This is a genomic window from Micromonospora sp. NPDC049004 (genome assembly GCF_040649315.1).
Classification (GTDB): Bacteria; Actinomycetota; Actinomycetes; order Mycobacteriales; family Micromonosporaceae; genus Micromonospora.
Map to the genome: position 1 here is coordinate 556,270 of NZ_JBEZFG010000002.1, position 23,914 is coordinate 580,183.

Consider the following 23,914-nt stretch of genomic DNA (forward strand, 5'->3'; position numbering starts at 1 on the left):
GACCGCGACGGCCGCACCGGCTTCCGAGCCGGTGCGGCCGTCCTGCGTTCGTGCCTCAGCGGGCTCGGCGGCGCTCCAGGAACTCGGTCATGCGGCGGTGCTTCTCCTCGTCCTCGAAGAGCACCGCCTGGCTGACCAGGTCGAGCTGCGGATGTGCGGCGGCGGGCGCGTCCACCGCCAGTTTGGTGAGCCGCAACGCCAGCGGGGAGCCCTGCGCCATCTCGTCCAGCAGCCCGTGTGCCACCGTCAGCAGGTCGCCGGGCTCGTCCACCACCCGGTTCACCAGACCGATGCGCAGCGCCTCGGCGGCGTCCACCCGCCGGCCCGTGAACAGCAGCTCCTTGGCCCGGCCCTCGCCGATGAGGGCGGGCAGCCGGTGGGTCGCGCCGGCGCCGGCCAGAATGCCCAACCGCACCTCCGGCTGGCCGAAGACCGCCCGGGCCGTGCACACCCGCAGATCGCAGGCGTACGCCAGCTCCGCGCCACCGCCCAACGCCGGCCCGTCGACGGCGGCCACGCTCGGCATCGGCAGCGCCCTGATCCGGGCGAAGGCCGCCGAGTTGATCGCGGCCAGCGCGTCCGTACGGCCCCGTTCGCGGAGCTGACCGATATCGGCGCCACCGGCGAAGATGCCCTCCGCGCCCCCGGTCAACAGCAGCAGTCGGGGGTGCGCCTCCAGCTCGGCGCAGACCTGGTGCAGCTCGGCGATCAGGTCGGCGTCGATGGCGTTGCGCTTCTCCGGCCGGGCCAGCGTCACCACGAGCCGATCCGGCAGCTCCTCGATCCGCAGACCGCTCACCGCTTCACACCGCCGTCCCACGTGTAGAAGCCCTGCCCGGACTTCTTGCCCAGCCGGCCGGCGGCCACCATCTCCTCGAGCAACGGCGGCGGCGCGAAGCGGTCCCCGTACGCGGCCTGAAGGGTGCGGGCGATGTCCAGTCGCACGTCCAGGCCGACCAGGTCGGTGAGTTCCAGCGGCCCGATCGGGTGCCGGTAGCCCAGCACCATCGCCTTGTCGATGTCGGCCGGGCTGGCCACCTGATCGGCGACCATCCGGATCGCCTCCAGCCCGAGGGTGACCCCGAGCCGGGAGGTGGCGAAGCCGGGCAGGTCGCGTACGACGACGGGGTCCTTGCCGAGCCGGCCGGCGAGCGCGACGGCCGCCGCGGTGGTCTCCTCGGCGGTCGCCGGGCCGACCACGATCTCCAGCAGCGCCATCGCCCAGACCGGGTTGAAGAAGTGCAGGCCGAGGAAGCGCTCGGGCGCGTCCAGGCCAGCGGCCAACTCGCCGATGGAGATGCTCGACGTGTTGCTCGCGAGCAGGGCCGGGCTCAGCGCGGCGGCGTCCCGCAGCACCGTCCGCTTGAGGTCGAGCCGCTCGGGCACCGCCTCCACGAGCACCGCCGGGGCGGCGGCGACCTCGGCGAGGCTCGGACGCAGCGTCACCCTCTCCCGGTTCGCGGCGGCCTCGTCGGCCGTCAGCTTGCCGCGCTGCACCGCCCGCTCCCACAGGTCGGCGAGCCGGGTCAGCGCTGTCGCGCCCCGTGCCTGGTCCACCTCGACCAGCTCGACGGTGTGCCCGGCGCCGGCCGCCACGTACGCGATGCCGAGCCCCATAGTGCCCGCACCGACGACCACGAAACGATCGTTCATCACGCCTCCCTGTCCGTCCCGGTGGCGCGCGGGGTCCCCGCCACGCCGGCCCGGGTCCTCGGCCCGCTCCGCTCGCTCATGGTGCGACCCTAGACAGCACGACGACCGCGTCCATGCGTGGGGGAGCGCGCGATCGGGTACGTACGGCCCGTCAACCCAGAGGGAAGGACCGCATCGAGATGAGCCAGGCACCGGAGAGCGTCACCACCGGGGAGAGCACCGACTCCGAGACCGTGGAGACCCGGGGCGACGAGCGGGTCGACCTGCTGCGCGCCGACACCAACAACGACGGCAAGACCGACGTGTGGGTGGTGGACACCGACGGCGACGGCAAGGCCGACCTGTTCCAGTTCGACACCGACGGTGACGGCAAGGTGGACATCACCATGGTCGACATCGACGAGGACGGCACCCCCGACGAGGTGGTCGACGGCGATGGCGGCCTCCCGCCCGAGAACCTGCCCCCGACCGTCCAGGTCTGATCCGCGCGAAGGGCTCCTCGTCGACGAGGGGCCCTTCGCCGGTCAGCCGGCGAGGCGGAGGGTGGCCAGGTAGTAGGGGGCGTCGCGCTCGTCCACATCGGTCAGCCGCCAGTTGCTGCCGTGCACCAGCTCGGCGAACTCGTCGGGCGAGCAGACCAGATAGTCGAACCACTCGGTGCCCAGCTCCCGGTAGCGCAGCCGCAGGCGCAGCTGGCCACCGAGCCGGCCACGGCGGCGGTTGCGCTCGTGATAGCCGGTGTGCAGCGGGTCGCGGGTGCCGTACGGGTTGGTGCCGTGCGCGATGATCTGCGCTCCCGGTCGGGCCAGCGCGGCGAGCGCGGCCAGGAACCTTGGTGCCCGTTCCCGCCCCTCGAACAGCCCGAGGTTGTTGCCAAGCAGCAGGAACGTGTCGTACCGCTGGCCGTCGGCGACGTGCGTGTCCACCGTGCCGTGCACCAGCCGCCGTACGCCGCGACGCCCGCTCACCGCGAGCGCGCCCGCCGACGTGTCCAGCCCGGTGACCGGTACGCCGCGCTCCTGGAGCAGCAGCGCGATCCGACCGGCCCCGGTGCCGACGTCCAGCGTCTCGCCCCGCGCCCGGTCGACGGCCCGATGGTCGTACGGCTGCCAGTCGGCTGGCCCGTCGAGGTAGTGCGCGGCCGGAGCCCCGTTGATCAGGCCGTCGTCCCGTTCGATGATCTCGATGACCGGCCGGGGCAGCCGCCCGCCGACCATGGGCCGGGGCCCGACCCCGGTTGCCACGGCGAGCGCGTCCCGCAGCAGTTCGCCGACCACGTCACCGATTAGAGGCTCCCCCGTCACGACGTTCACGCTATCTGGCCACTCAGTGGCCCGCAGCGGCCGTATCCTGGGCGGCGTGACCACGCTGGACCGGCTGTCGGCCGAGAAGTACCTCCTGCTCACGACCTTCCGCAAGGACGGTCGGGCGGTGCCGACCCCGGTCTGGGCGGTCCGCGACGGGGACGCGTTGGCCGTCTGGACCCGGGCCGACTCGGGGAAGGTGAAGCGGATCCGCCACAACGGCGAGGTGACAGTGGCCCCGTGCGACGTCCGGGGCCGGCCGCACGGGGCGGAGGTGCCCGCCCACGCGACCCTCTACGGTGGCCGCGACACGGGCCGGGTCCGCGACCTGCTCAAGCACAAGTACCGGCTGATCGGCCGCCTCAGCCTGCTCGGCAGCCGGCTGCGCCGCGGCGAGGGCGGCACCGTCGGCATCCGGGTCACGCTTACCGAGGGGCAACGCTGAGGCGGCACGACAAAGGGCGGTGGATCGAGATCCACCGCCCTTTGTCGGAAAAAACTCGTGCCGGCTCAGTCGCCCTGCCGCTGCTGCGGGATCTGACCCTGCAGCAGCGCCCTGACCTCCGACTCGCGGTATCGACGGTGGCCACCCAGGGTGCGGATGGCACTGAGCTTGCCCGCCTTCGCCCACCGGGTCACCGTCTTCGGGTCGACACGGAACATCGACGCCACCTCGGCCGGTGTGAGTAGCGGCTCTGGTTCGTGCGTTCGCGATGCCATCGGTCACTCCTCCACATGTATAGACATCGGCCGGGGTCCCGCCGGCCGACGCGTCTCCCATGGTCCGGCTAGTCCCCGATGTCCGACATGGGCCGAACGGATGAAGGTCCCTAGACGGACGGATGAACCATGCCCGATTTTTACGACTTTTACACGGCAGAAACTACCTTATTCGGACTCATGATCACGGTTCGTGATGCGTCAACTACGAGGGAACCTCGCCTTGGGAGCGCTCCTAGGGCGAAATGCCTCAGTTGCACCGTTCCAGCAGCTGTACGGCACGCCACCGGGCCACCAACTTGTCGTACGCGGCGGACGCCTCCTCGGCCTCGCCGCGCGACAGCCCCGCGAGGCCACCGGCGACCAGCTCCGGCGAGTCGTCCGCGGCGAGGGTCTCGTCGGAGAGCAGGGCGACCAGGCCGCCGTAGTCCAGCTCCACCACCGAGCGCGGGTGGAACTCCTCCAGCCAGCGGGCCGCCTCCTCCACCGCCTCGGTGATCGGCGCCTCGCCCACCGACTTACGCAGCACCGACAGCGCCCGCGACGATCGGCGACGGGCCTTGGAGATCTCCGTCCGGTAGCGCAGCGCCCGCCGGCCCGGTTCGGTGACCAGGTCCCGTTCCGCCGGGTCGAAGAGCACGAACCACCGCAGCGGCACACCCCAGGTGGCGATCTGCTCGTGCACCCGGGGCACCCCGTGCTCCAGCACCCGGGCACCGCTGCGCCAGTCGTCGACGACCGCCCTGGCCTGCCCGGCGAGCACCGGCGGCACGAACGCGTCGGCGAGCACCGAGGGCACCCCGTCCCGGGCGTTGAGCGCCGCCTCGGCGACCCGGATGCGCAGGTTCCAGGGGCAGACCAGCAGGCCGTCGTCCGTCTCCAGGACGTACGCCTCCTCGGGCAGGTCCGGCAGCCTGGTCCAGCCCGCGCCCAGCGCTTCGATCACCGCCGTCCGCTGGCGGCCGGGGCCCTCGACCGGGGCGACCGCCCGCCCTTCCGAGACGTAGCGGCGCCAGTAGCTCTGCCGGTCCCGGTCGAAGGCGGTCAGCGGCTCGTACACGCGCAGGTATGAAGCGAAGAGCGACGGCACCGCGCGATCCTCCCACGAACCGCACCCGTACGGGCCCAGCGGCCGGACCACACGCGCCGCAACGTGGGATGACGCCGGGCACGTCGGGCGGCCGTACGGCGGCCGATACTAGGCTCGACCGCACCGGCAGCATCCCCGCCGGGGTCCACCAGGTCCGCGTCCCACAAGGAACGCACACCACCTTCAGGAGCCAGTCATGGGCGTATTCGCGAGCACCGACGACGCGATATCGACAGGTCACGAACAGGTCGTCTTCTGCCAGGACAAGCAGAGCGGCCTCAAGGCGATCATCGGGATCTACTCCACCGCGCTGGGGCCGGCGCTCGGCGGCACCCGCTTCTACCCGTACGACAGCGAGGACGACGCGCTCGCCGACGTGCTCGACCTGTCCCGCGGGATGGCGTACAAGAACGCGCTCGCCGGGCTGGACCTGGGCGGCGGCAAGGCCGTCATCTGGGGCGACCCGGAGCAGATCAAGAGCGAGGCGCTGCTGCGCGCGTACGGCCGCTTCGTGGAGTCGCTGGCCGGCCGTTACTACACCGCCTGCGACGTCGGCACCTACGTGGCCGACATGGACATCATCGCCCGCGAGACCCGGTACGTGACCGGCCGCAGCGTGGAGCACGGCGGCGCCGGTGACTCCTCGATCCTGACCGCATGGGGTGTCTTCCAGGGGATGCGGGCCGCCGCCGAGCACGTCTGGGGCACGCCGAGCCTGCGTGGCCGGCGCGTCGGCGTGGCGGGCCTCGGCAAGGTCGGCAAGTACCTGACCGGGCACCTGCTGGAGGACGGCGCGGAGGTGGTCGCCACCGACGTCAACCCGAAGGCCCTGGCCTGGGTGCGCGCGAACCACCCGGAGGTCAGCCTGGTGGACGACGCCACCGCGCTGGTCGCGGCGGACATCGACGTGTACGCCCCGTGCGCGCTGGGCGGCGCTCTGAACGACGACTCGGTGCCGGCGCTGCGCGCGAAGGTGGTGACCGGGGCGGCGAACAACCAGCTCGCGCACCCGGGCATCGAGAAGCTGCTGGCCGACCGGGGCATCCTCTACACCCCCGACTACGTGGTCAACGCCGGCGGCGTGATCCAGGTGGCCGACGAGATCGAGGGCTTCAACTTCGAGCGGGCGAAGCTGCGGGCCACCGGGATCTACGACACCACCCGCGAGATCCTGCACCTGGCGGACGCCGAGGGCGTGCCGCCGGCGGTCGCCGCGGACCGGCTGGCCGAGCGGCGGATGGCCGAGGTCGGTCGCCTGCGCACGATCCACCTGCGCTGATCCCTTTCGGAGTCGGAGGCGGATCGACCAGGATCCGCCTCCGGGCCTCCCACGCCGGTCCGGCTCGGTAAGCTGAGCCCAGGTCAAGTTTGGCGTGTTTTGTCCGGTGTCACGGGTGCTCCTCGTTCCGCTCCTTACCAGGTACACTGGGTGACGGCCGGATCGCCGCGACGCGCAGAGCCGGCTGACGGTAACCCGAGGTGCCGAACGATGGCATCCCCATGTACCGTAAGAGCCACGAGAGATGCCTGACGTCATCGGGGCCCGCCTTCGGGCTGCCCCGCATTCTGTGCGAGGGGGTCGAGCCATGGGGCGCGGCCGTGCTAAGGCCAAGCAGACGAAGGTGGCCCGGGAGTTGAAGTACCACTCCCCGAACACCGACCTCACCGCCTTGCAGCGCGAACTGGCGGGTGCTGGTAAGTCTGAGCACCACTTCGACGACGACTCTAAAGAGTTCGTCGACGACGATGATGAGAATCACGCGGACGACGACCCGGATCCCTGGGTCCGACCGACCCGCTGACCTCTCGACGCAGCTGAGCACGCGGTAACCCCCGCGTGCTCACGCATGTGCCCATCGGGAGCGAGACCGGTGCCGATCATCAGGGGCCTGCCCTGGCCGGAGGTCAACTCCGGCCGGCCGACAGGCCCCTGATCACGGCCGGCCTCAGCGCGGGCGGTTGTTCCAGTTGTAGAAGGTCGGGATGTTCTCGAAGTGGTTCCAGGCGCAGACCGCGCTGACGCCGTCTCCGCCCGACACCTCCGCCCGCAGCCGCCGCGCGTCCTCGGCCTCCTGAAGCAGCGCGACGAGCCCGGGGGCGGCCTCCCGCACCCGTTCGGTCACTCCGTCCGGGGGGTCGTCCGCTTCGCGCTCAGGCCGCCGGTGACTGGTGGTCTCGGGCATGCTCCAACACTCCCTCCAATAGGCGGATCTTGCTGTTGCGGCAGTGCTCGGTCTCCGTACCGTCAAAACGCCCCAGCTCGAAGTAACGGTTGGCGGCATGACCGCCGCCACAGAAGCCGAAGTACGGGCACGACGCCCGGCACGCCTCCACGCCCGTCAGGAACTCACCCACCCAGGGCGTCGACGCCGCGTCCGTCAGGATCCGGGCCAGCGGGGTGGCCAGCACGTTCCCACTGCTGAAGTCGCCGTAGTGCGGATCGGTGAAGCCGGCCAGCTCCGGGGAGAGCACGGTCACCGAGCCGTCGTGCCCGATGGTCGGGATCGGGTCCAGCCGACGGGGCAACACGCCGTCCGCCGCGCCGTCGAGCACCGCAGCCGCGTACCGCAGCGACCACTCGACCTCGCGCAGGTGGATCCGCGGCTCCTTGCGCCAGGCCGACACCAACTCGGCCCAGAACGCCGTCACCGCCGCCGCGTCATGGCTGTTGTCGCGGGTGTTGACCCCCTCGGTCTCCTCGATGTTGATGCCCAGCACGTCGCAGCCCAGCCCGAGGAAGTAGTCGTACAGCTCGGCGGCGAGCCCCGGCGCCGGCCGGGACACCACGGCCAGCGCCGAGAAGGGCAGCCCGTGGCGGCGCAGCGCCGCCACACCACGCAGGATCTTCTCGTACGCCGGCTGACCGCCACGGTTGACCCGGTCGCCATTGCGCTCGGCGGGCCCGTCCACGCTCACGCTCACCCGCACCTCGTGGCGGGCGAAGAAGGCGCACCACTCGTCGTCGATCAGCGTGGCGTTCGTCTGCACGTGGTGCTCGACCTCGGGCCCGAAGGGCGCGATCAGGGCGGCCAGGTGCTCCCGGCCGGCGGCCAGCGGCTCGCCGCCGTGCCACACGACGGAGAAGCGGCCGGCCGCCGCCCACGGGTTGACCGCCGCCGCCACCGCCTCGGCCACCGGCACCGACATCCGCCGGTCAGCGGCCCGAAACGGCAGGTAGCAGTACGCGCAGTCGAGGTTGCAGAGGGTGGTCGGCTGCATGACGACGTACGACGGGACCGCGGCCAGACCGCGCATCCCGCTGAACGACAGTCCCGCGGCAGCCATCACCCTCCTCCGCCCAGCCTGAGCCCTTCAGGCTAGGCGGCACTGGCCACTCGGGTGAAGCCCTGATCAGGTGCCCGTACGATCACCGGAACGTGATCATCCGCGAGTGTGCTGACCGACCATCTGCACGTTGCCCGTGCCCTCGATGATCTCGCCGGCCTGCCATGCCTCGACCCCACGGCCGGTCAGGGTGGCCAGCGCACGGTCGGCGTCCTCGGCCGAGACGATCGCGAACATGCCGACACCCATGTTGAAGGTCGACTCCATGTCGTGGTCGTCGATCCGGCCCTTCGACTGGATCAGGTCGAAGATCGGCTGCGGCTTCCAGGTGGACCGGTTGACCACCGCGTCGACGTGCTCCGGCAGCACCCGGACCAGGTTGCCGGGGATGCCGCCGCCGGTGATGTGGGACAGCGTCCGCACCTCGGCCTCGGCGATCAGCTTGAGGCAGTCCTTCGCGTAGATCTTGGTCGGGGTGAGCAGCTCCTCACCCAGGGTCCGCTGCCGACCGAAGTCGTCGATCACGATGTCCAGACGCATCCGGGCCGCGCCCAGCAGCACGTGCCGGACCAGGGAGTAGCCGTTGGAGTGCAGGCCGGAGGAGCGCATGGCGATCACCGCGTCGCCCACCTCGACCCGCTCGGGGCTGAGGATGTCGGCTTCCTCGACCACGCCCACGCCGGTGGCGGAGATGTCGTACTCGTCCGGGCGCAGCACACCGGGGTGCTCGGCGGTCTCCCCGCCCAGCAGCGCGCAGCCCGCGTACCGGCAGCCGTCGGCGATGCCCGCGCCGATCTCAGCCACCTTGTCCGGAACGACCTCGCCGGTGGCGATGTAGTCGAGCAGGAACAGCGGCTCGGCACCGCAGGCCACCAGGTCGTCGACGACCATCGCGACCAGGTCGATGCCGACCGTGTCGTGGATGTCCATCTGCTGGGCGATCACCAGCTTGGTGCCCACACCGTCGGTCGACGACGCCAGGATCGGGCTCTTGTACTTCTTCGTGTCCAGCCGGAACAGGCCGGCGAAGCCGCCGAGGTCACCCAGCACCTCGGGGCGACGGGTCTGGCGCACCTTCGACTTGAGCAGCTCCACCGCACGGTCGCCCGCGTCGATGGAGACCCCGGCGTCGGCGTACGAGACCGAGCGTTTACGGGCCTGACGGCCCGCACCGCCCGTCCACGGCTGGTGGTCGCCGCCAGCGCCGGTCGGGCTGCTTCCTGCGCCGCTGCGCTCGGACACGTGCGTCACGGTTCTCCCCTTTGTGGTTCTCGGTGCCGCGCCGGCGGTGGCCGGGCCGCGCCGGTTGGTGCTACGGGCGGTTTGCGGTCACGCCGCCCGGAGTGGCGACGAGCGGGCCGAAGCTGTCCGGGGCTTTCGGCGTCGCGTTGGCGACCCGGCGGCCCACCCCTTCGAGGACGTGCTTGCCGATCAGGTTGCCGGCCGGCAGCTCGATCGGGTACTCCCCATCGAAACACGCCCGACACAGCCGGGTCTTCGGCTGCTCGGTCGCGGCGATCAGGCCAGGAAGCGAGACGTAACCCAGCGTGTCGGCGCCGATGGAACGCCGGATGCCGTCGTTGTCCAACCCGTTGGCCAGCAGCTCCGCCCGAGTGGCGAAGTCGATGCCGTAGAAGCACGGCCAGCTGACCGGCGGGGAGGAGATCCGGACGTGCACCTCCAGCGCCCCCGCCTCGCGCAGCATCCGCACGATGGCCCGCTGCGTGTTGCCGCGCACGATCGAGTCGTCCACGACCACCAGCCGCTTGCCGCGCACGTTCTGGCGCAGGGGGTTGAGCTTGAGGCGGATGCCCAGCTGGCGCAGGGTCTGCGACGGCTGGATGAAGGTGCGGCCCACGTACGGGTTCTTCATCAGGCCCGCGCCGTAGGTGATCCCGGACGCCTCCGCGTAACCGATCGCGGCCGGCGTGCCGGACTCGGGCACCGGGATGACCAGATCGGCCTCCACCGGGTGCTCCTTGGCCAGCTGACGGCCGATCTGCACCCGCGCCGCGTGCACGTTGCGCCCGGCGATGGTCGCGTCCGGGCGGGCGATGTAGACGTACTCGAAGAGGCAGCCCTTCGGCTCCGGCGACGCGAACCGGGTGGAGCGCAGCCCCTCCTCGTCGATCGCGATCAGCTCACCGGGCTCGACCTCGCGCACCACGCTGGCGCCGACGATGTCCAGCGCGGCGGTCTCGCTCGCCACCACCCAGCCACGCTCCAGCCGGCCGAGCACCAGCGGGCGCACACCGTGCGCGTCGCGGGCCGCGTACAGCGTCGACTCGTCCATGAAGACGAAGCTGAACGCCCCGCGCAGCTGCGGCAGGACCTTGAGCGCGGCCGCCTCGACGGACAGGTCCGGATGGCTGGCCAGCAGCATGGTCACCAGCGAGGTGTCGTTCGTCGAACCGTCCGCGACGAGGCCGCGCTCGGCGACCTCCTTCTCCAGCTCGGCGGTGTTGACCAGGTTGCCGTTGTGGGCCAACGCGATTGTCGTGCCGGAACTGGTCGACCGGATGGTCGGCTGGGCGTTCTCCCAGTTGGAGGCGCCGGTCGTGGAGTATCGGGCGTGCCCGATCGCCAGGTGGCCACGCAGGCTGGCCAGGGTGGGTTCGTCGAAGACCTGGGCCACCAGGCCGAGATCCTTGTAGACCACCACGCCCGAGCCATCGCTCACCGCGATGCCTGCGGCCTCCTGGCCCCGGTGCTGCAGGGCGTAGAGGCCGAAGTAGGTCAGATTGGCGACCTCTTCACCGGGGGCCCAGACACCGAAGACGCCGCAGGCGTCCTGGGGGCCGGGTCGTTGGGGGTCAAGGTCGTGGCTCAGCCGGCCGTCGCCTCGGGGCACTACCGCTCCCTCATGCTGGTCTGGACCGGCCTGGCGGGGATCACGGTGCGGATCCACACTCCTCGGCCGGGACCACTGTCGTCGCCTGACAGTGTACGCGAGTCGCCGTCAATACAGATAGTCACGATTTCCCTGCCGAGAGTCACGATCACCCGGACATCCGTGCAGCTAGAGGGGCAGATACGCCGAGAGGTCCGCCCTAATGCCACTCACCTGAACACGACCATCGGTGACCGCCTCGGCCCACGTGATCCGGCCGGCGGCCAACTCCAACCAGGTCTGCGGCGACATCTCGACCACGTTCGGCGGGTTTCCCCTGGTGTGTCGAGGACCGGGAACGCACTGGACCGCACCGTATGGTGGGACGCGCACCTCCACCGATCGGCCGGGGGCGCGCTCCGCGAGGACGGCCAACAAGGACCGGACCGCCTCCCGGAGTACCGGCCGTTCGGGCGTACGCCCCTCGTCAAGCGCCGACAAAGCCGCCACCACGGCGACGGACTTACTGTGCGGAGAGGACACGACGGGACGATACGACGCACAGGTGAAGCACTCGACGCTGGCCCTGGGTCGCGCCGATCCAGTCAGACAAGGCATAGTGGCCGACGGCGTATTCGTACCGTGATGATCCCCGGCCCGGCGCCCCGCCGGTCAAGGGAAGTCAGCCCGGAAGGCGGTGGACGTGTCAACACACCGACGTGCCTGGAAGCAGCGGGCCGGTGTGGTCGTAGCGCTGGTTGCCGGCGCTCTGCTCGCCGTCCCCGCCACACCAGCCCTGGCCGCAGAGGTCGACGTCTCCCCCGGCTCGGTCACCGTGAACGCCGGCAGCGACGCCACGATCACCGTGCGCATCACGGGCGGTGACAACGACGAGTCGGCGAAGGTCAGCCTCTCCGGGCTGCCGTCCGGCGTCAGCTGCGCCAGTGGCTGTGGCGATGTCAAACTCTCCGGCGGCGGCCTGGGCGGCCCGAAGGGCTCGGTGCTGGTCCGGATCGCGGCCAACGACAACGCCGGCGACGCGACCACCAACATCACGGTGGCGGTGGAGGCCCCTTCGGGCCCGGACACCGCCAACGTCTCGCTGACCGTCAAGGGCAAGGCCGCGGCACCGCCGACGCCGCAGCAGACGCAGACCGTCAAGTCGGTCTCCGGCAAGGTGGTCAAGAAGGCCGACAACACCGCGGTGCCGAACGCCTTCGTCGTCCTTCAGGACAGCGGGGGTCACCGCTACGACGCCCTGAGCGACGGCAGCGGCAACTTCCGCTTCACCGGCAGCACCTCCGCTCCGATCACTCCCGGGCGGATCGACCTCGGCGCGTCCTCCGACAACATCAAGGCGTTCAAGAGCTTCAACGCCAGCGCGGGGCAGTCCATCACCGGCCAGCGGATCAGCCTGGAGATCAAGGTTGAGGTGACGCCCAGCGCCACGCCGTCCGCCAGCGCCGAGGCCGTCCCCACCGAGGAGGCGACCGAGGAGGACGGCGAGGAGCAGCCGTCCGAGGAGGCCAGCCCGGGCGCCCCGGCGAACGCCGCCAACGAGGACGACGGCGGCGGCTTCGGGTCGTACCTGATCATCCTGCTCGGCGGCCTGCTGGTCGCGGCCGGTGTCGGCACTATCGTGCTGCTCTGGATGAAGCGCCGCGAGAGCGGCGACGACGATGACGAGCCGGCGACCGCTGGCGCGGCCGGTGCGGCCGGCGCTGTGCCGGCGGCCCGGGGTGCCTTCCACGGCGCGGACGACCGCACCCGGGTGGTCAACCCCGCCGGTGGCGGTCCCGACCCGACAATGGTCGGTGGCGCGGCGCTCAGCGAGGCGCCGACGATGATGCACCGCCCGGTGGTCGACGACGTGCCTCCGGACCCGTACGGTGCGCCAGCGCAGCCCTACGGCGCCGCAGACCAGCAGGGCTGGGGTGGCACCGGCTACGGCGACGAGCCCGCCCCGGGCGGCTACGGCGCCGGTGGTGGCTACGGCAACGCGCCCTCCTCGGGCGGCGGTTACGGCACGACGGCAATGCCGGGGGGCGGCTACGGCGCCGGCCCGGCGGGGGACGCCTACGGCGCGGCACCCGGCTCGGGGGCGGGCTACGGTGGTGCCGCGGCCCCGGGTGGCGGCTACGGCAGCGCGCCTTCCTCCGGTGGCGGCTACGGCAGCCGTGACTACACGGCCCCGGCCGGTGGCGCGGGTTACCCGCCCGCTCCCGCCGGTGGGGCGGGCTACGGCGAGCGTTTCGACGAGCCGACCGGCCGGTACACCGGTGACAGCACCCAGTACCCGGCTCCGGCCGACCCGTACGCCACAGGCGTCTACCAGCCGGAGCAGGCGCCGGGCTACGGCCAGCCCGAGCCGACGGCCCCGTACGGCGGCGGTCGGTCGGCGGAGCCGGCCGGCGGCTACGGCCAGCCGACCAGCGCGTACGACCAGGGCGGCTACGGCCAGCAGCAGGGTGGCGGGTACGACCAGGGCGGCTACGGACAGGAAGCCCCGCAGCAACGCGGCGGCTACGAAGACCGGGGCTACGACCAGGCCGGCTACGGACAGCAGCAGGCCGGCGGGTACGACCAGGGCGGCTACGGACAGGAAGCCCCGCAGCAACGCGGCGGCTACGACGACCGGGGCTACGACCAGGCCGGCTACGGACAGCAGCAGGGCGGCCGGGCCCGGCCGGACAACCCGCCGCCCACCGAGCGGGGTGGCCGACGCCTCGACTGGCTGGACGACTGAACGACCCCACCACAACAGATACGACAACGGCCGCCCGGGTCCCCCGGGCGGCCGTTCCGGCTATCACCCACCCACCACACCCTGTCGATCATGAAGTTATTACCCCGACACGCCGGGCGCGTGGGCAATAACTTCATGATCGCCGGGGAGGGGGCGGGGGCGTGTCACGGGCCGGCGACCCGCGACGGTCAGGCGGCGGAGAACACGCCCTGGCGAAGGACCGGTACGACGTCCGACACGCCCACCCGGACCGCGACGTCGACGTCGGCGCCGAAGCCGCTCTCGGTCAACTCGCGACCGGACACGCTGCCGCGCACCGCGGCGGGCACGTCCGGAGTGCTGGCCAGCGCGGCGAGCGCCATGGCCGCCTCCACGGAGAGGCCACCCGGCACACCGGACAGGGCGTCCAGCACGCTCGCCGCGCCGAGCTGGTCCTCGACCGACGGTCGTAGCGACCCGTCCGGCCACCGCTCACCCGAGGCGACGACGCCGATGGGGGCGTCCGTCGTGCCGTACCCCTGGCGGCGCAGCCAACGCCCGACGGCGCGCGCGTTACGCAGGCACGCCGCGACGACCGGCAGGCCGGTGGCGCTCGCGGCCGCGCTGATCGCGGAGCCGTTGGGTGAGGGCAGCACGAGGTCGGCCACGACGGGCGCGGTGCTCAGCGCGGCGGGTGAGAGCGACCACGGATGGTCGGCTGTCACCCGGCGACGGCCCACCGCCGCGACCGCGCCGACCCGCACCGCGTACTCGGCGGCCTGCTCGCCCCACGGGAACGGGTGCACCCGCATGCCCCGGGCGACCGCCACCTCGACGGCGGTGGTGAACGAGAGGACGTCCACCACCACCAGCGCCGCGCAGACCCGACCGAGCTCGGCCGCCCCGGTCAGGCCCCAGTCGAAGCGGGCGCCTGACCCGGGCTGGCCGTAGACGGCCGCGGTCAACGCCTCAGCGCTCGTCAGGCGACGGCTCGGCGGCACCGGGGTCAGACTCGGACGACTCGCCCGGCTGCTCCGACCCGACCGGGTCGACAGCTCCGGTCTGCGGGGACGGACCGGCCGAGGCGATCGGCTCGGAGAGCACCTCCGACGCGTCCACCGGCTCGGCCGGGGCACCCGGCAGCGGCACGGCCTCGACCGCGCCCGCCACGCCGGCGGCCGGCGCGGGCACGTCGACGGCCGCAACGCCGCCGAAGAGACGCGGCAGCGTCTCGGTGTGCGCGGCGCGCAGCTCGTCCAGGCCGATCCGGAACTGGCCGTGCACCTCCAGCGCGCCGCCGGTCGGGTCGGTGACGCCGATCAGCTCGAACGGCACCCCCCGCTCGGCGCAGAGCGCCGCGAACGCCTTGTCGTGGCCCCGCGGCACCGACACCAGCGCCCGCGTGGCGGACTCGCTGAACAGGTACACGAACGGCATCGAACCGTCGGCGAACTGCTCCGGCACCGCGATCCGAGCGCCGACGCCACGGCGCAGGCAGGACTCGACCAGGCTCTGGGCGAGGCCACCGTCGGACAGGTCGTGCGCCGAGCTGAGGTGACCCACCCGGGCCGCCTCGGCCAGCAGTTCGGCCAGCGCCTTCTCGCGGAGCAGGTCGACCTGCGGCGGGATGCCGCCGAGGTGCTCGTGCGTCACCCAGGCCCACTCCGAGCCGGACAGCTCGACGTTCGTCTCACCGAGCAGGTAGAGCTGGTCGTGCTCGCCGCCGGGACGCGGGACGAAGCCCATCGGCACCCGGTCCGCCACGTTGTCCAGCACACCCAGCACACCGACCACCGGGGTCGGGTGGATGGCCGCCGCGCCGGTCTGGTTGTAGAAGCTGACGTTGCCGCCGGTGACCGGGATGCCCAGCTCCAGGCAGCCGTCCGCGAGGCCGCGCACGGCCTCGGCGAACTGCCACATCACGCCCGGGTCCTCCGGAGAGCCGAAGTTGAGGCAGTCGGTGACGGCGATCGGCTTCGCGCCGGTCACCGCCACGTTCCGGTACGCCTCGGCCAGGGCCAGCTTGGTGCCGTTGTACGGGTCGAGCCGGGCGTACCGGCCGTTGCCGTCCACCGACAGCGCCACACCGAGCCCGGTCCGCTCGTCGATCCGGATCACGCCGCCGTCCTCCGGCTGCGCGAGCACCGTGTTGCCCAGCACGTAGCGGTCGTACTGCTCGGTGACCCAGGTCTTGTCGGCCAGGTTCGGCGACGCGATCATGCGCAGCACGGTCTCGCGCAGCGCCTCCGGGTCGGCCGGGCGGGGCAGCGTCTCGGCACGGTCTGCCTGGAGCAGGATCAGGTCGGCCGGCTCCCGCATCGGCCGGGCGTAGACCGGGCCGTCGTCGACGAGTGAACCCGGCGGCACGTCGACGACCAGGTGGTCCCGCCAGGTGATCAGCAGTCGGCCGGGGCGGCCGTCCGGCTCGGGCGCGGTGACCTCACCGATCGCGGTGCCGAGCACGCCCCACTTCTCGCAGGTCTTGAGCACCGCTTCGAGCTTGTCCGGCTCGACGACCAGCAGCATCCGCTCCTGCGACTCGCTGGCCAGGATCTCGTGCGGGTCCATCGAGGGCTCGCGCAGCGGCACCCGCTCCAGCCAGACCCGCATGCCGGTGCCGGCCGCCGCTGCGGTCTCGGTGAGCGCGCAGGTCAGGCCGGCGCCGCCGAGGTCCTGGATACCGACGACCATCTGGCCGTCGTACAGCTCGAGGCACGCCTCGATCAGCAGCTTCTCGGTGAACGGGTCGCCGACCTGCACGGCCGGGCGACGGGCCTCGCTGCCCTCGTCGAAGGTGGCGCTGGCCAGCACCGACACGCCGCCGATGCCGTCCCGGCCGGTCTTGGCGCCCATCAGCACCACGACGTTGCCGGGGCCGGCGGCGGCCTTGTTCTGCAGCCGGCTGACCGGCAGCACACCCAGGCAGAGCGCGTTGAGCAGCGGGTTGCCCTGGTAGGACGGGTCGAAGACCAGCTCGCCGCCGATGTTGGGCAGGCCGAGGCAGTTGCCGTAGCCGCCCACGCCGGCGACCACGCCGGTCAGCACCCGGGCGGTGTCCGGGTGGTCCGCCGCGCCGAAGCGCAGCGGGTCCATCACGGCGATCGGGCGGGCGCCCATGGCGAGGATGTCCCGGACGATGCCGCCGACGCCTGTCGCCGCGCCCTGGTACGGCTCGACGAAGCTCGGGTGGTTGTGCGACTCGACCTTGAAGGTCACTGCCAGCTCGTCGGAGACCTGCACCACGCCGGCGTTCTCGCCGATGCCGGCGAGCATCCGGTCGCTGTGCGGGGCCTTCTCACCGAACTGACGCAGGTGCACCTTGCTCGACTTGTAGGAGCAGTGCTCGCTCCACATGATCGAGTACATCGCCAGCTCGGACTGGGTGGGTCGACGGCCGAGGATCTGCCGGATCCGGTCGTACTCGTCGTCGCGCAGACCCAGCTCGGTGTACGGCTGCAGCTCGCCCGGCGTACCACCGGCGCGCGGCACGGTGTCCACGCCGTCGGTCCAGTCGGCGGTCGCCGGCTGGGACGGGGCGGCGGGCTGCGCCGGCGGCTCGGTCGGCTGCGCCGGGGCGGAGTACGCCTCCGGAGTGTCCCGTACCGGGTCCGGATGGGTGGTCATGACCTCTCCTCGCTGCGCTCGTGCCCGCCTGACCGACTGCTCGCGTTCACGCGGGCGCCCCCACCAGGTGCTTGAGGGCCGAGGTGAAGAAGCCCAGGCCGTCCAGCGAGGGGCCGGTGAGCGCCTCCACCGCGTGCTCGGGGTGCGGCATGATGCCGACGACGTTGCCGGCGGAGTTCGTGATGGCCGCGATGTCGCGAAGCGACCCGTTGGGGTTGCCGCCGACGTAGCGCGCGACGACCCGCCCCTCGGCTTCGAGCTGGTCCAGCGTCGCGGTGTCGGCGACGTAGCAGCCCTCGCCGTTCTTCACCGGGATGAGGATCTCCTGGCCGGGCTGGAACGCGTTGGTCCACGCCGTGCCGGCCGACTCGACGCGCAGGACCTGGTCCCGGTTGCGGAAGTGCAGGTGCTGGTTGCGGGTGAGCGCGCCGGGCAGCAGGTGCGCCTCGCAGAGGATCTGGAAGCCGTTGCAGATGCCGAGCACCGGCAGGCCACCCCGGGCGGCGTCCACGAGCGTCTCCATCACCGGGGCGAACCGGGCGATGGCGCCGCAGCGCAGGTAGTCACCGTAGGAGAAGCCGCCGGGCAGCACCACCGCGTCCACGCCGTGCAGATCCGGGTCACCGTGCCAGAGCCGGACGGGCTCGGCGCCGGCGATCCGGACGGCGCGGGCCGCATCCCCGTCGTCGAGCGAGCCGGGGAAGGTGACCACACCGACCCGGGCGGTCACGAGCGGGCGTCCGCGGTCTCGTCGGTCTCGACCAGGCGGACGGTGAAGTCCTCGATGACCGGGTTGGCGAGCAGCTTGTCGGCAATCTCCCGGGCCCGGTCCAGGTCCGGTTCACCGGTGAAGTCGATCTCGATGCGCCGGCCGATCCGCACTGAGGCGACGTCGCTGACGCCGAGCCGGGGCAGCGCGTTTGCGACGGCCTGGCCCTGCGGATCGAGGATCTCGGGCTTGAGCATGACGTCGACGACGACGCGAGGCACTGGGCACTCCTGACTGTGTACGCAGTTGGGTGCCGACCCACAACGGGCGAGCGCAGCCAGCGTACCTGGCAGATACCGCCGCGGACGCACCGGCCGGGCGCAGTTCAGGCAGTGATCCACATAACCGGCGGCGGGGGCGGCCGGCAGGGCGGGACAGGCGGCCCCAGCAGGGCATATACGGCGCGCTGGGTAGCCGAATCGTTACATTGGTTGATCTCGATGAGCTTCTTGAAAACGATGCTCGTCGGCCCTAGAGTACATCGACATGGCTCGATGCCAGTGGCGGCGGGGACCTCCCGCTGTCGCCACCGGGCACCCGGCGACCCCGGGCCCCAGCCCCTCCAAGGAGTCCACCGATGCGCGTTCGTCCCCTGCTCGCCCTGATCAGCACCGCGCTGGTCGGCGCCCTCGCCGCCGCGTCCGGCGCGTCCGCCGCCCCGGCCGGCCCCCAACCCATCATCGGCGGCGGCACCGTCTCGTCCGCCCCCTGGGCGGCCGCGGTGTTCAGCAACGGCTCGTTCACCTGCTCGGGCAGTGTGATCGCCGCGCAGTGGGTGCTCACCGCCCGACACTGCATCAACGGCACGATGTCGGTCCGGGTCGGCAGCGTCTACCGCGCCTCGGGCGGGGTCACCCGCACCGTCAGCGCCACCTACACCCGTAACGACCTGGCCCTCATGCGGCTCTCCAGCACCGTCAGCACCTCGGCGGTGTCCCTGGCCAGCAGCAACCCGCCGATCAACTCGACCAACTCGATCTACGGGTGGGGCATGACCTGTTACAGCGGGTGCGACGCCTCCAGCCAGCTCAAGACCGCCACCGTCCGGGTGACCAGCAACAGTGCCACCGACGCGTACGGCGGGCAGGCGATCCGCAGCACCCGGATCAACGGCAACGCCTGGCGGGGCGACTCGGGCGGGCCACAGTTCTACAACGGCCAGCAGGTCGGCGTGGCCTCCACCGCCGACGGGTCGAGCATCCAGAACTACGGCAGTGTCGCGTACAACCGGGCCTGGATCACCTCGGTGGCCGGTGTCTGACAGTTAGCGCCCGGTCGGCGCGGATGGTCGGCGGCGTGCCGACCGTCCGCGCCGCGTCGTTTTGCAGCATCCGATCAGGTGAACACGGCACACGATCGGGTCGCGCAACTCCTGACAGCATCGGAACCGTGCTGGTCGTGACGACAGAGCAACTGCCCGGCTACGAGATCCGCCAGATTCTCGGTGAGGTGGTGTCATCGATGGCCAGGACGCGCAACCCGTACCGCGAGGGTGTCAAGAACCTGCGCGGTGGCGCGTACGACCCGATGGCACCGGACAACCTGACCCGGTGGCGTACCGACTCGGTGACCCGCCTCGGCGAGGAGGCCCTGCGCCTCGGCGCGAACGCGGTGATCGGCATGCGCTTCGACAGCCGGGACTGCGGTGAGATGTGGATGGAGATCTGCGCGTACGGCACGGCGGTCATCGCCGTACCCACGATGTCCCCGGTCATGCCGGCCGACCAGCCGGCGGTGGCCGCAGAGACCGCCACCGACCCGGCCTTCGCGGAATCCCTCGGCGGCATCGCCGAACCGGCGAGCGCCCCCAACCTGAGAACAGCCGCAGAAACCCCCACCGGCGAGTAACCCCAGCCCGCCCCCGCCCTTGCCCGGTGGATCAAGAGGTTTGCGTCATTCAGGAGATCAAAGATGACGCAAACCTCTTGATCAACAAGGGAAGGCGGCGCGGTTACAGGATGGGAGGTGGGGAGTAGGTTGCCGCGTTCGGGTGGGTTTCCACGACCTTGGTGATGCGGCGGGTTATCGATTCCACCTGGGATCGTGCCGCTCCCACGAAGGCGGAGCGGTCCGCGACCAGGGTGTCGATGTCGGCTCGGGACAGGCCCAGGCGGCCGTCGGCGGCCAGGCGATCGAACAGGTCGTTCTCCGGGGCGCCCTTCTCGCGCATGGCCAGCGCCACGGCGACCGCGTGCTCCTTGATCACCTCGTGCGCGACCTCCCGGCCGACACCGCGCCGCACCGCCGCCACCAGGATCTTGGTGGTCGCCAGGAACGGCAGGAAGCGCTCCAACTCCCGGTTGATCACCGCCGGGTACGCCCCGAACTCGTCGAGCACGGTCAGGAAGGTCTGGAACAGCCCGTCGGCGGCGAAGAACGCGTCCGGCAGGGCCACCCGGCGGACCACCGAGCAGGACACGTCCCCCTCGTTCCACTGGTCACCGGCCAGCTCCCCGACCATCGACAGGTAACCCCGGATGATCACCGCGAAGCCGTTCACCCGCTCCGACGAACGGGTGTTCATCTTGTGCGGCATCGCGCTGGAGCCGACCTGACCCGGCTTGAAGCCCTCGGTGACCAGCTCCTGACCGACCATCAGCCGGATCGTGGTCGCCAGCGACGACGGCGCGGCGGCGGTCTGCGCCAGGGCGGCCAGCACGTCGAAGTCCAGCGAGCGCGGGTAGACCTGCCCCACGCTGTCCAGCACCCGCGAGAAGCCCAGGTGCTCGGCGACGCGGCGCTCCAGCTCGGCCACCTTGTCGGCGTCGCCGTCGAAGAGGTCGAGCTGGTCGGCGGACGTGCCGACCGGGCCCTTGATTCCGCGCAGCGGGTAGCGGGCGATCAGCTCCTCCAGCCGCTCGTACGCGATGAGCAGCTCCTCAGCCGCCGACGCGAAGCGCTTGCCCAACGTGGTGGCCTGCGCCGCCACGTTGTGCGAACGGCCGGTCATCACCAGCTCGGTGTGCTCGTACGCCAGCCACGCCAACCGCGCGAGGGTGGCCACCACCCGGTCCCGGATCAGCTCCAGCGAGGCGCGCACCTGAAGCTGCTCGACGTTCTCGGTGAGGTCGCGGGAGGTCATCCCCTTGTGCACGTGCTCGTGCCCGGCGAGCGCGCTGAACTCCTCGATGCGGGCCTTCACGTCGTGCCGGGTGACCCGCTCCCGCTCGGCGATCGACGCGAGGTCGACCTGGTCGAGCACCCGCTCGTACGCCTCGACCACACCGTCCGGCACGGGCACCCCGAGGTCGCGCTGTGCGCGGAGCACGGCGAGCCAGAGCCGCCGCTCCATCCGGACCTTCTCCTCCGGTGACCAGAGGGCGACCAACTCGGGCGAGGCGTACCGGTTGGCGAGCACGTTCGGGATCGTCGTCACGTACCTCATTCTCTCCTACCCGGCGGTCCGGCCGGCCAGGAGGCCACCACGGGTGCCGGTGGGACCGCGTGGCCGTTTTGTCGCCCAGGATCGTGCGCTACCCACCGGTAGTGGATCATCTTTTCCCTCCGACTCCGGCGACGCCGGATCCTCCACCTCGACAGAGGGCACGCATGCGCAAGAATCTCCTCGCCGGTCTCACCGTGACCGCGGTGACCGGCGGCACCCTGTTGGCGACGGGCGGACCCGCCCAAGCGGTCGAACCAACGGATTTCTACGTCAAGAAGGCTGCCGCCAACTGCTCCGACCAGGGGCCCGGATCCGAAGCAGCGCCGTTCTGCACGATCGGTGCTGCCGCTGCCGTGGTGACCGCCGGCACGACGGTCTACGTCGACGCCGGCCTTTACGCCGAGCGGGTCACCGTCACCCGCAGCGGCACGCCGGAGGCGTCGATCGCCTTCATCGCCAGGACCTCCGGGGCGTCGGTCACGCTTGTCGGGCCGACCGCCGGCCTGGTCGTCGACGGGCAACACGACATCCACATCGAGGGGTTCAACGTCAGCGGGGCGGCCGACGTGCCAGCCCTCGACCTACGCAACGCCTCGAACATTTTGGTCGCGGGCGGCAGGTTCACGATGGCGGCCGTCGCGACGGTGCCCGCCATCCGACTCGTCGACGTGACGGGAGCGCTGCTGGAAGAGGTCAGGGCCACCGGAGCTGCCCTCCCCGGCGGGCTGACCATGGATGCTGCCACCAGCGGGGTGGTCGTCGACGACGTGCTGGTGTCCGCCACGCCGATCCAAGCCGCTACCGAGGGGAGCGTGGGCATCCGCGTCGACGGGCCACGCAACACCATCCTCGGCAGCGATGTTGGCGGCTTCTCCGGCCCCGCCATCGAGGTGGGCCCTGGCGCCTCCGACACGGTGGTGGCCAACAACCGAATTCTCGGCGGGATCGGTTACGGCATCCACAACCGCGGAGCCACGGGTACGGCCATCGCGAACAACGACATCCAGGATCGCTGCCTCGGCGGCGTCCGGATCGACGGGGCGTCCTCCCGCGTCTCGATCCAGAACAACGTGCTCCGCAACAACGGCGCCTTCTCCCAGGTCTACTGCGATCGACAGGCCCCCGTAGGAGTCGAGGTCGGGGTCTACGACGAGGCACCGGCCGGCACGGTGATCGAGTACAACAACGTCTGGCACTGGGCCGCGTCCGCGCCCAGCTACTCCTGGAACGGCACCCTGATGGGGCTCACCCGGTTCCGCACCGTTTCCGGGCAGGCCGCACACGACCGGGAAACGACGAGAAATCAGGACAACGTCGACTCGGCGAACTCAGCGGCACCCGGCTACCAGGAAGTCGACACCGCTGGCCTGTCACGTCGTGACGACCCGGCCGTGCCGAACACCGGCGCCGGCCCGATCACGTACGCCGACCGTGGCGCGACGGAGCCGGCCAAGCATCCGGTGTCGTCCTTCGAGGCGACCCTGGACCTCGGCACGAGCACGGTCAGCCTGGACGCCTCCGCCTCCCAGCCGGGCTTCGTCCCGATCGATCGATACGAGTTCACATTCGGCGACGGCACCTCCGTCAGCCAGGCGAGCCCGCGCGTCACACACAAGTACGCCACGCCGGGCACCTACGACGTCACCGTCAGCGTCAGCGGCGCCGACGGCCTGTCGGGCAGCAGCACCAAGAAGGTGAGCGTGCTGCGGCGGACGGCGACCGTGGGCTTGCTCGCCCTGTCCAACCTCCGCTACGTCGGCACCACCGCGCCGAACCTCCTGCCCAACCAGGTCGGGTTGACGGCGACCGCGCAGTACGACCTGGCGGACGCCGGCAACGGTCAGGTCGCCCTCCTGTCCCGGGCCAGCGGCCTCTACGTCACCCAGACTCCATCCGACCTGGCAACGCTGAACGCCACCAGCCAGCTGGTCGGCACCCTGGAAGCGTTCACGGTCGTCCGAAACAGCGACGGCACCGTCAGCCTCAAGGCGAGTAACGGGCTGTACGTCGCCGCCGAGCCCGGCGGAGCCGTCGCCCTGTCGGCCAACCGACCCGCCATCGGCCCCTGGGAGAAGTTCCACCAGGTGCCGGTCGCGGACGCGAACAGGTCTCTGAAGGCCAGCGTCAACGGCCGCTACGTCGTGGCCGAGAGCGCAGGTGCGAAGCCGCTGATCGCGAACCGGCCGACCGCCGGCGCGTGGGAGCGGTTCGACGTGGTCGACCTCGGCGCCGGTCAGGTCGGCCTCTTCGCCCGCGCCAACAACCGCTTCGTCACGGCCGAGAGTGCCGGCACCAAACCCCTGATCGCGAACCGGCCCACGGTCGGCGCCTGGGAGCGGTTCACCATGACCCGCAACAGCGACGGCACGGTGAGCTTCAAGGCCGTCGTCAACGGCCGCTACGTCACCGCAGACGGCGCCGGGTCGAAGCCACTGATCGCCAATCGCCCGGCCATCGGCATCTGGGAGAAGTTCACAGTCGGCTGAGCCGTCCACGACACACGACGCCCGCCCGGCACAGAACCGGGCG

23 protein-coding genes are annotated in these 23,914 nt (G+C 71.4%); 8 read left to right on the forward strand and 15 right to left on the reverse strand.

Annotated features, from left to right (window positions below):
* Positions 1-55 precede the first annotated feature (55 nt).
* Both AB0B97_RS07355 and AB0B97_RS07360 read right to left on the reverse strand, forming a co-directional pair.
* Positions 56-799 carry an enoyl-CoA hydratase/isomerase family protein gene (locus tag AB0B97_RS07355; RefSeq protein ID WP_357491406.1) on the reverse strand — a complete coding sequence of 248 codons (744 nt, stop codon included), beginning with the start codon at positions 797-799 and terminating at the stop codon, positions 56-58.
* Positions 796-1,653, reverse strand: coding sequence for a 3-hydroxyacyl-CoA dehydrogenase family protein (locus AB0B97_RS07360; protein ID WP_357491408.1), 858 nt, complete (start codon positions 1,651-1,653; stop codon positions 796-798). The genes AB0B97_RS07355 and AB0B97_RS07360 overlap by 4 nt, the downstream gene beginning before the upstream one ends.
* Positions 1,654-1,832: 179 nt before the next feature.
* Between AB0B97_RS07360 and AB0B97_RS07365 the strand changes: the two genes are divergently transcribed.
* A complete protein-coding gene (locus tag AB0B97_RS07365) occupies positions 1,833-2,135 on the forward strand; it encodes a hypothetical protein (protein WP_234583172.1) in 303 nt (100 codons plus the stop codon).
* A 42-nt stretch (positions 2,136-2,177) separates the two neighbouring features.
* Here AB0B97_RS07365 and AB0B97_RS07370 read toward each other — a convergent pair whose 3' ends face one another.
* Entirely contained in the window at positions 2,178-2,957 is a 780-nt protein-coding gene (locus AB0B97_RS07370) for a class I SAM-dependent methyltransferase (RefSeq protein ID WP_357491410.1), read from the reverse strand.
* Positions 2,958-3,012: 55 nt separating this feature from the next.
* Here AB0B97_RS07370 and AB0B97_RS07375 point away from each other — a divergent pair, with 55 nt between their 5' ends.
* A complete protein-coding gene (locus tag AB0B97_RS07375; RefSeq protein ID WP_234583170.1) occupies positions 3,013-3,402 on the forward strand; it encodes a PPOX class F420-dependent oxidoreductase in 390 nt (129 codons plus the stop codon).
* A 65-nt stretch (positions 3,403-3,467) separates the two neighbouring features.
* Here AB0B97_RS07375 and AB0B97_RS07380 read toward each other — a convergent pair whose 3' ends face one another.
* Both AB0B97_RS07380 and AB0B97_RS07385 read right to left on the reverse strand, forming a co-directional pair.
* Positions 3,468-3,677 (reverse strand): BldC family transcriptional regulator, encoded by a 210-nt coding sequence (locus AB0B97_RS07380; RefSeq protein ID WP_007073996.1) that lies wholly within the window; start codon positions 3,675-3,677, stop codon positions 3,468-3,470.
* 250 nt (positions 3,678-3,927) lie between these two features.
* On the reverse strand, positions 3,928-4,767 hold the full coding sequence (locus tag AB0B97_RS07385) for a hypothetical protein (protein WP_234583169.1): 840 nt from the start codon (positions 4,765-4,767) through the stop codon (positions 3,928-3,930).
* A gap of 196 nt (positions 4,768-4,963) precedes the next feature.
* Here AB0B97_RS07385 and AB0B97_RS07390 point away from each other — a divergent pair, with 196 nt between their 5' ends.
* On the forward strand, positions 4,964-6,046 hold the full coding sequence (locus AB0B97_RS07390) for a Glu/Leu/Phe/Val dehydrogenase (protein WP_357491413.1): 1,083 nt from the start codon (positions 4,964-4,966) through the stop codon (positions 6,044-6,046).
* Between the two features lie 307 nt (positions 6,047-6,353).
* Positions 6,354-6,569 (forward strand): DUF3073 domain-containing protein, encoded by a 216-nt coding sequence (locus AB0B97_RS07395; RefSeq protein WP_007454329.1) that lies wholly within the window; start codon positions 6,354-6,356, stop codon positions 6,567-6,569.
* 144 nt (positions 6,570-6,713) lie between these two features.
* On the opposite strand, the gene amcA is transcribed toward AB0B97_RS07395, so the two are convergent.
* From amcA to AB0B97_RS07420, 5 genes are all read right to left on the reverse strand, one after another.
* The gene (gene amcA, locus AB0B97_RS07400; protein ID WP_234583167.1) at positions 6,714-6,950 is read right to left on the reverse strand and encodes a multiple cyclophane-containing RiPP AmcA; all 237 of its coding nucleotides are present in this window, start codon (positions 6,948-6,950) and stop codon (positions 6,714-6,716) included.
* Positions 6,919-8,022 (reverse strand): cyclophane-forming radical SAM peptide maturase AmcB, encoded by a 1,104-nt coding sequence (gene amcB / locus AB0B97_RS07405; protein ID WP_357492077.1) that lies wholly within the window; start codon positions 8,020-8,022, stop codon positions 6,919-6,921. Before amcB ends, amcA begins: the two co-directional genes overlap by 32 nt.
* A gap of 126 nt (positions 8,023-8,148) precedes the next feature.
* Positions 8,149-9,303: a phosphoribosylformylglycinamidine cyclo-ligase gene (gene purM, locus AB0B97_RS07410; RefSeq protein WP_357491416.1), complete on the reverse strand. Its 1,155-nt coding sequence runs from the start codon at positions 9,301-9,303 to the stop codon at positions 8,149-8,151.
* Between the two features lie 61 nt (positions 9,304-9,364).
* Positions 9,365-10,903, reverse strand: a complete 1,539-nt coding sequence (gene purF, locus AB0B97_RS07415; protein ID WP_357491418.1) for an amidophosphoribosyltransferase — start codon at positions 10,901-10,903, stop codon at positions 9,365-9,367.
* A 168-nt stretch (positions 10,904-11,071) separates the two neighbouring features.
* Positions 11,072-11,395, reverse strand: a complete 324-nt coding sequence (locus tag AB0B97_RS07420) for a sterol carrier family protein (RefSeq protein WP_357492079.1) — start codon at positions 11,393-11,395, stop codon at positions 11,072-11,074.
* A 190-nt stretch (positions 11,396-11,585) separates the two neighbouring features.
* On the opposite strand from AB0B97_RS07420, the gene AB0B97_RS07425 reads away from it, so the two are divergent.
* Positions 11,586-13,628, forward strand: a complete 2,043-nt coding sequence (locus AB0B97_RS07425; RefSeq protein ID WP_357491420.1) for a hypothetical protein — start codon at positions 11,586-11,588, stop codon at positions 13,626-13,628.
* A 188-nt stretch (positions 13,629-13,816) separates the two neighbouring features.
* Here the strand turns inward: AB0B97_RS07425 and AB0B97_RS07430 are convergent, their stop codons facing one another.
* The 4 genes from AB0B97_RS07430 to purS are packed head-to-tail and all read right to left on the reverse strand — an operon-like array spanning position 13,817 to position 18,221.
* A complete protein-coding gene (locus AB0B97_RS07430) occupies positions 13,817-14,572 on the reverse strand; it encodes a 2-phosphosulfolactate phosphatase (RefSeq protein ID WP_357492081.1) in 756 nt (251 codons plus the stop codon).
* A gap of 4 nt (positions 14,573-14,576) precedes the next feature.
* Complete coding sequence (gene purL / locus AB0B97_RS07435; RefSeq protein ID WP_357491422.1) at positions 14,577-17,231, reverse strand: phosphoribosylformylglycinamidine synthase subunit PurL; 2,655 nt, start codon at positions 17,229-17,231, stop codon at positions 14,577-14,579.
* 46 nt (positions 17,232-17,277) lie between these two features.
* Positions 17,278-17,961: a phosphoribosylformylglycinamidine synthase subunit PurQ gene (gene purQ, locus AB0B97_RS07440; RefSeq protein ID WP_234583160.1), complete on the reverse strand. Its 684-nt coding sequence runs from the start codon at positions 17,959-17,961 to the stop codon at positions 17,278-17,280.
* The gene (gene purS / locus AB0B97_RS07445) at positions 17,958-18,221 is read right to left on the reverse strand and encodes a phosphoribosylformylglycinamidine synthase subunit PurS (RefSeq protein WP_007454310.1); all 264 of its coding nucleotides are present in this window, start codon (positions 18,219-18,221) and stop codon (positions 17,958-17,960) included. Before purS ends, purQ begins: the two co-directional genes overlap by 4 nt.
* A gap of 356 nt (positions 18,222-18,577) precedes the next feature.
* Here purS and AB0B97_RS07450 point away from each other — a divergent pair, with 356 nt between their 5' ends.
* Together AB0B97_RS07450 and AB0B97_RS07455 are read left to right on the forward strand one after the other, a co-directional pair.
* Positions 18,578-19,261, forward strand: coding sequence for a DUF1986 domain-containing protein (locus AB0B97_RS07450; protein WP_357491424.1), 684 nt, complete (start codon positions 18,578-18,580; stop codon positions 19,259-19,261).
* A gap of 23 nt (positions 19,262-19,284) precedes the next feature.
* Positions 19,285-19,848, forward strand: a complete 564-nt coding sequence (locus AB0B97_RS07455; protein WP_234583158.1) for a YbjQ family protein — start codon at positions 19,285-19,287, stop codon at positions 19,846-19,848.
* A gap of 103 nt (positions 19,849-19,951) precedes the next feature.
* Here AB0B97_RS07455 and purB read toward each other — a convergent pair whose 3' ends face one another.
* The gene (purB, locus tag AB0B97_RS07460) at positions 19,952-21,376 is read right to left on the reverse strand and encodes an adenylosuccinate lyase (protein WP_357491426.1); all 1,425 of its coding nucleotides are present in this window, start codon (positions 21,374-21,376) and stop codon (positions 19,952-19,954) included.
* Between the two features lie 173 nt (positions 21,377-21,549).
* On the opposite strand from purB, the gene AB0B97_RS07465 reads away from it, so the two are divergent.
* The gene (locus tag AB0B97_RS07465; protein WP_357491428.1) at positions 21,550-23,871 is read left to right on the forward strand and encodes a PKD domain-containing protein; all 2,322 of its coding nucleotides are present in this window, start codon (positions 21,550-21,552) and stop codon (positions 23,869-23,871) included.
* Positions 23,872-23,914 lie beyond the last annotated feature (43 nt).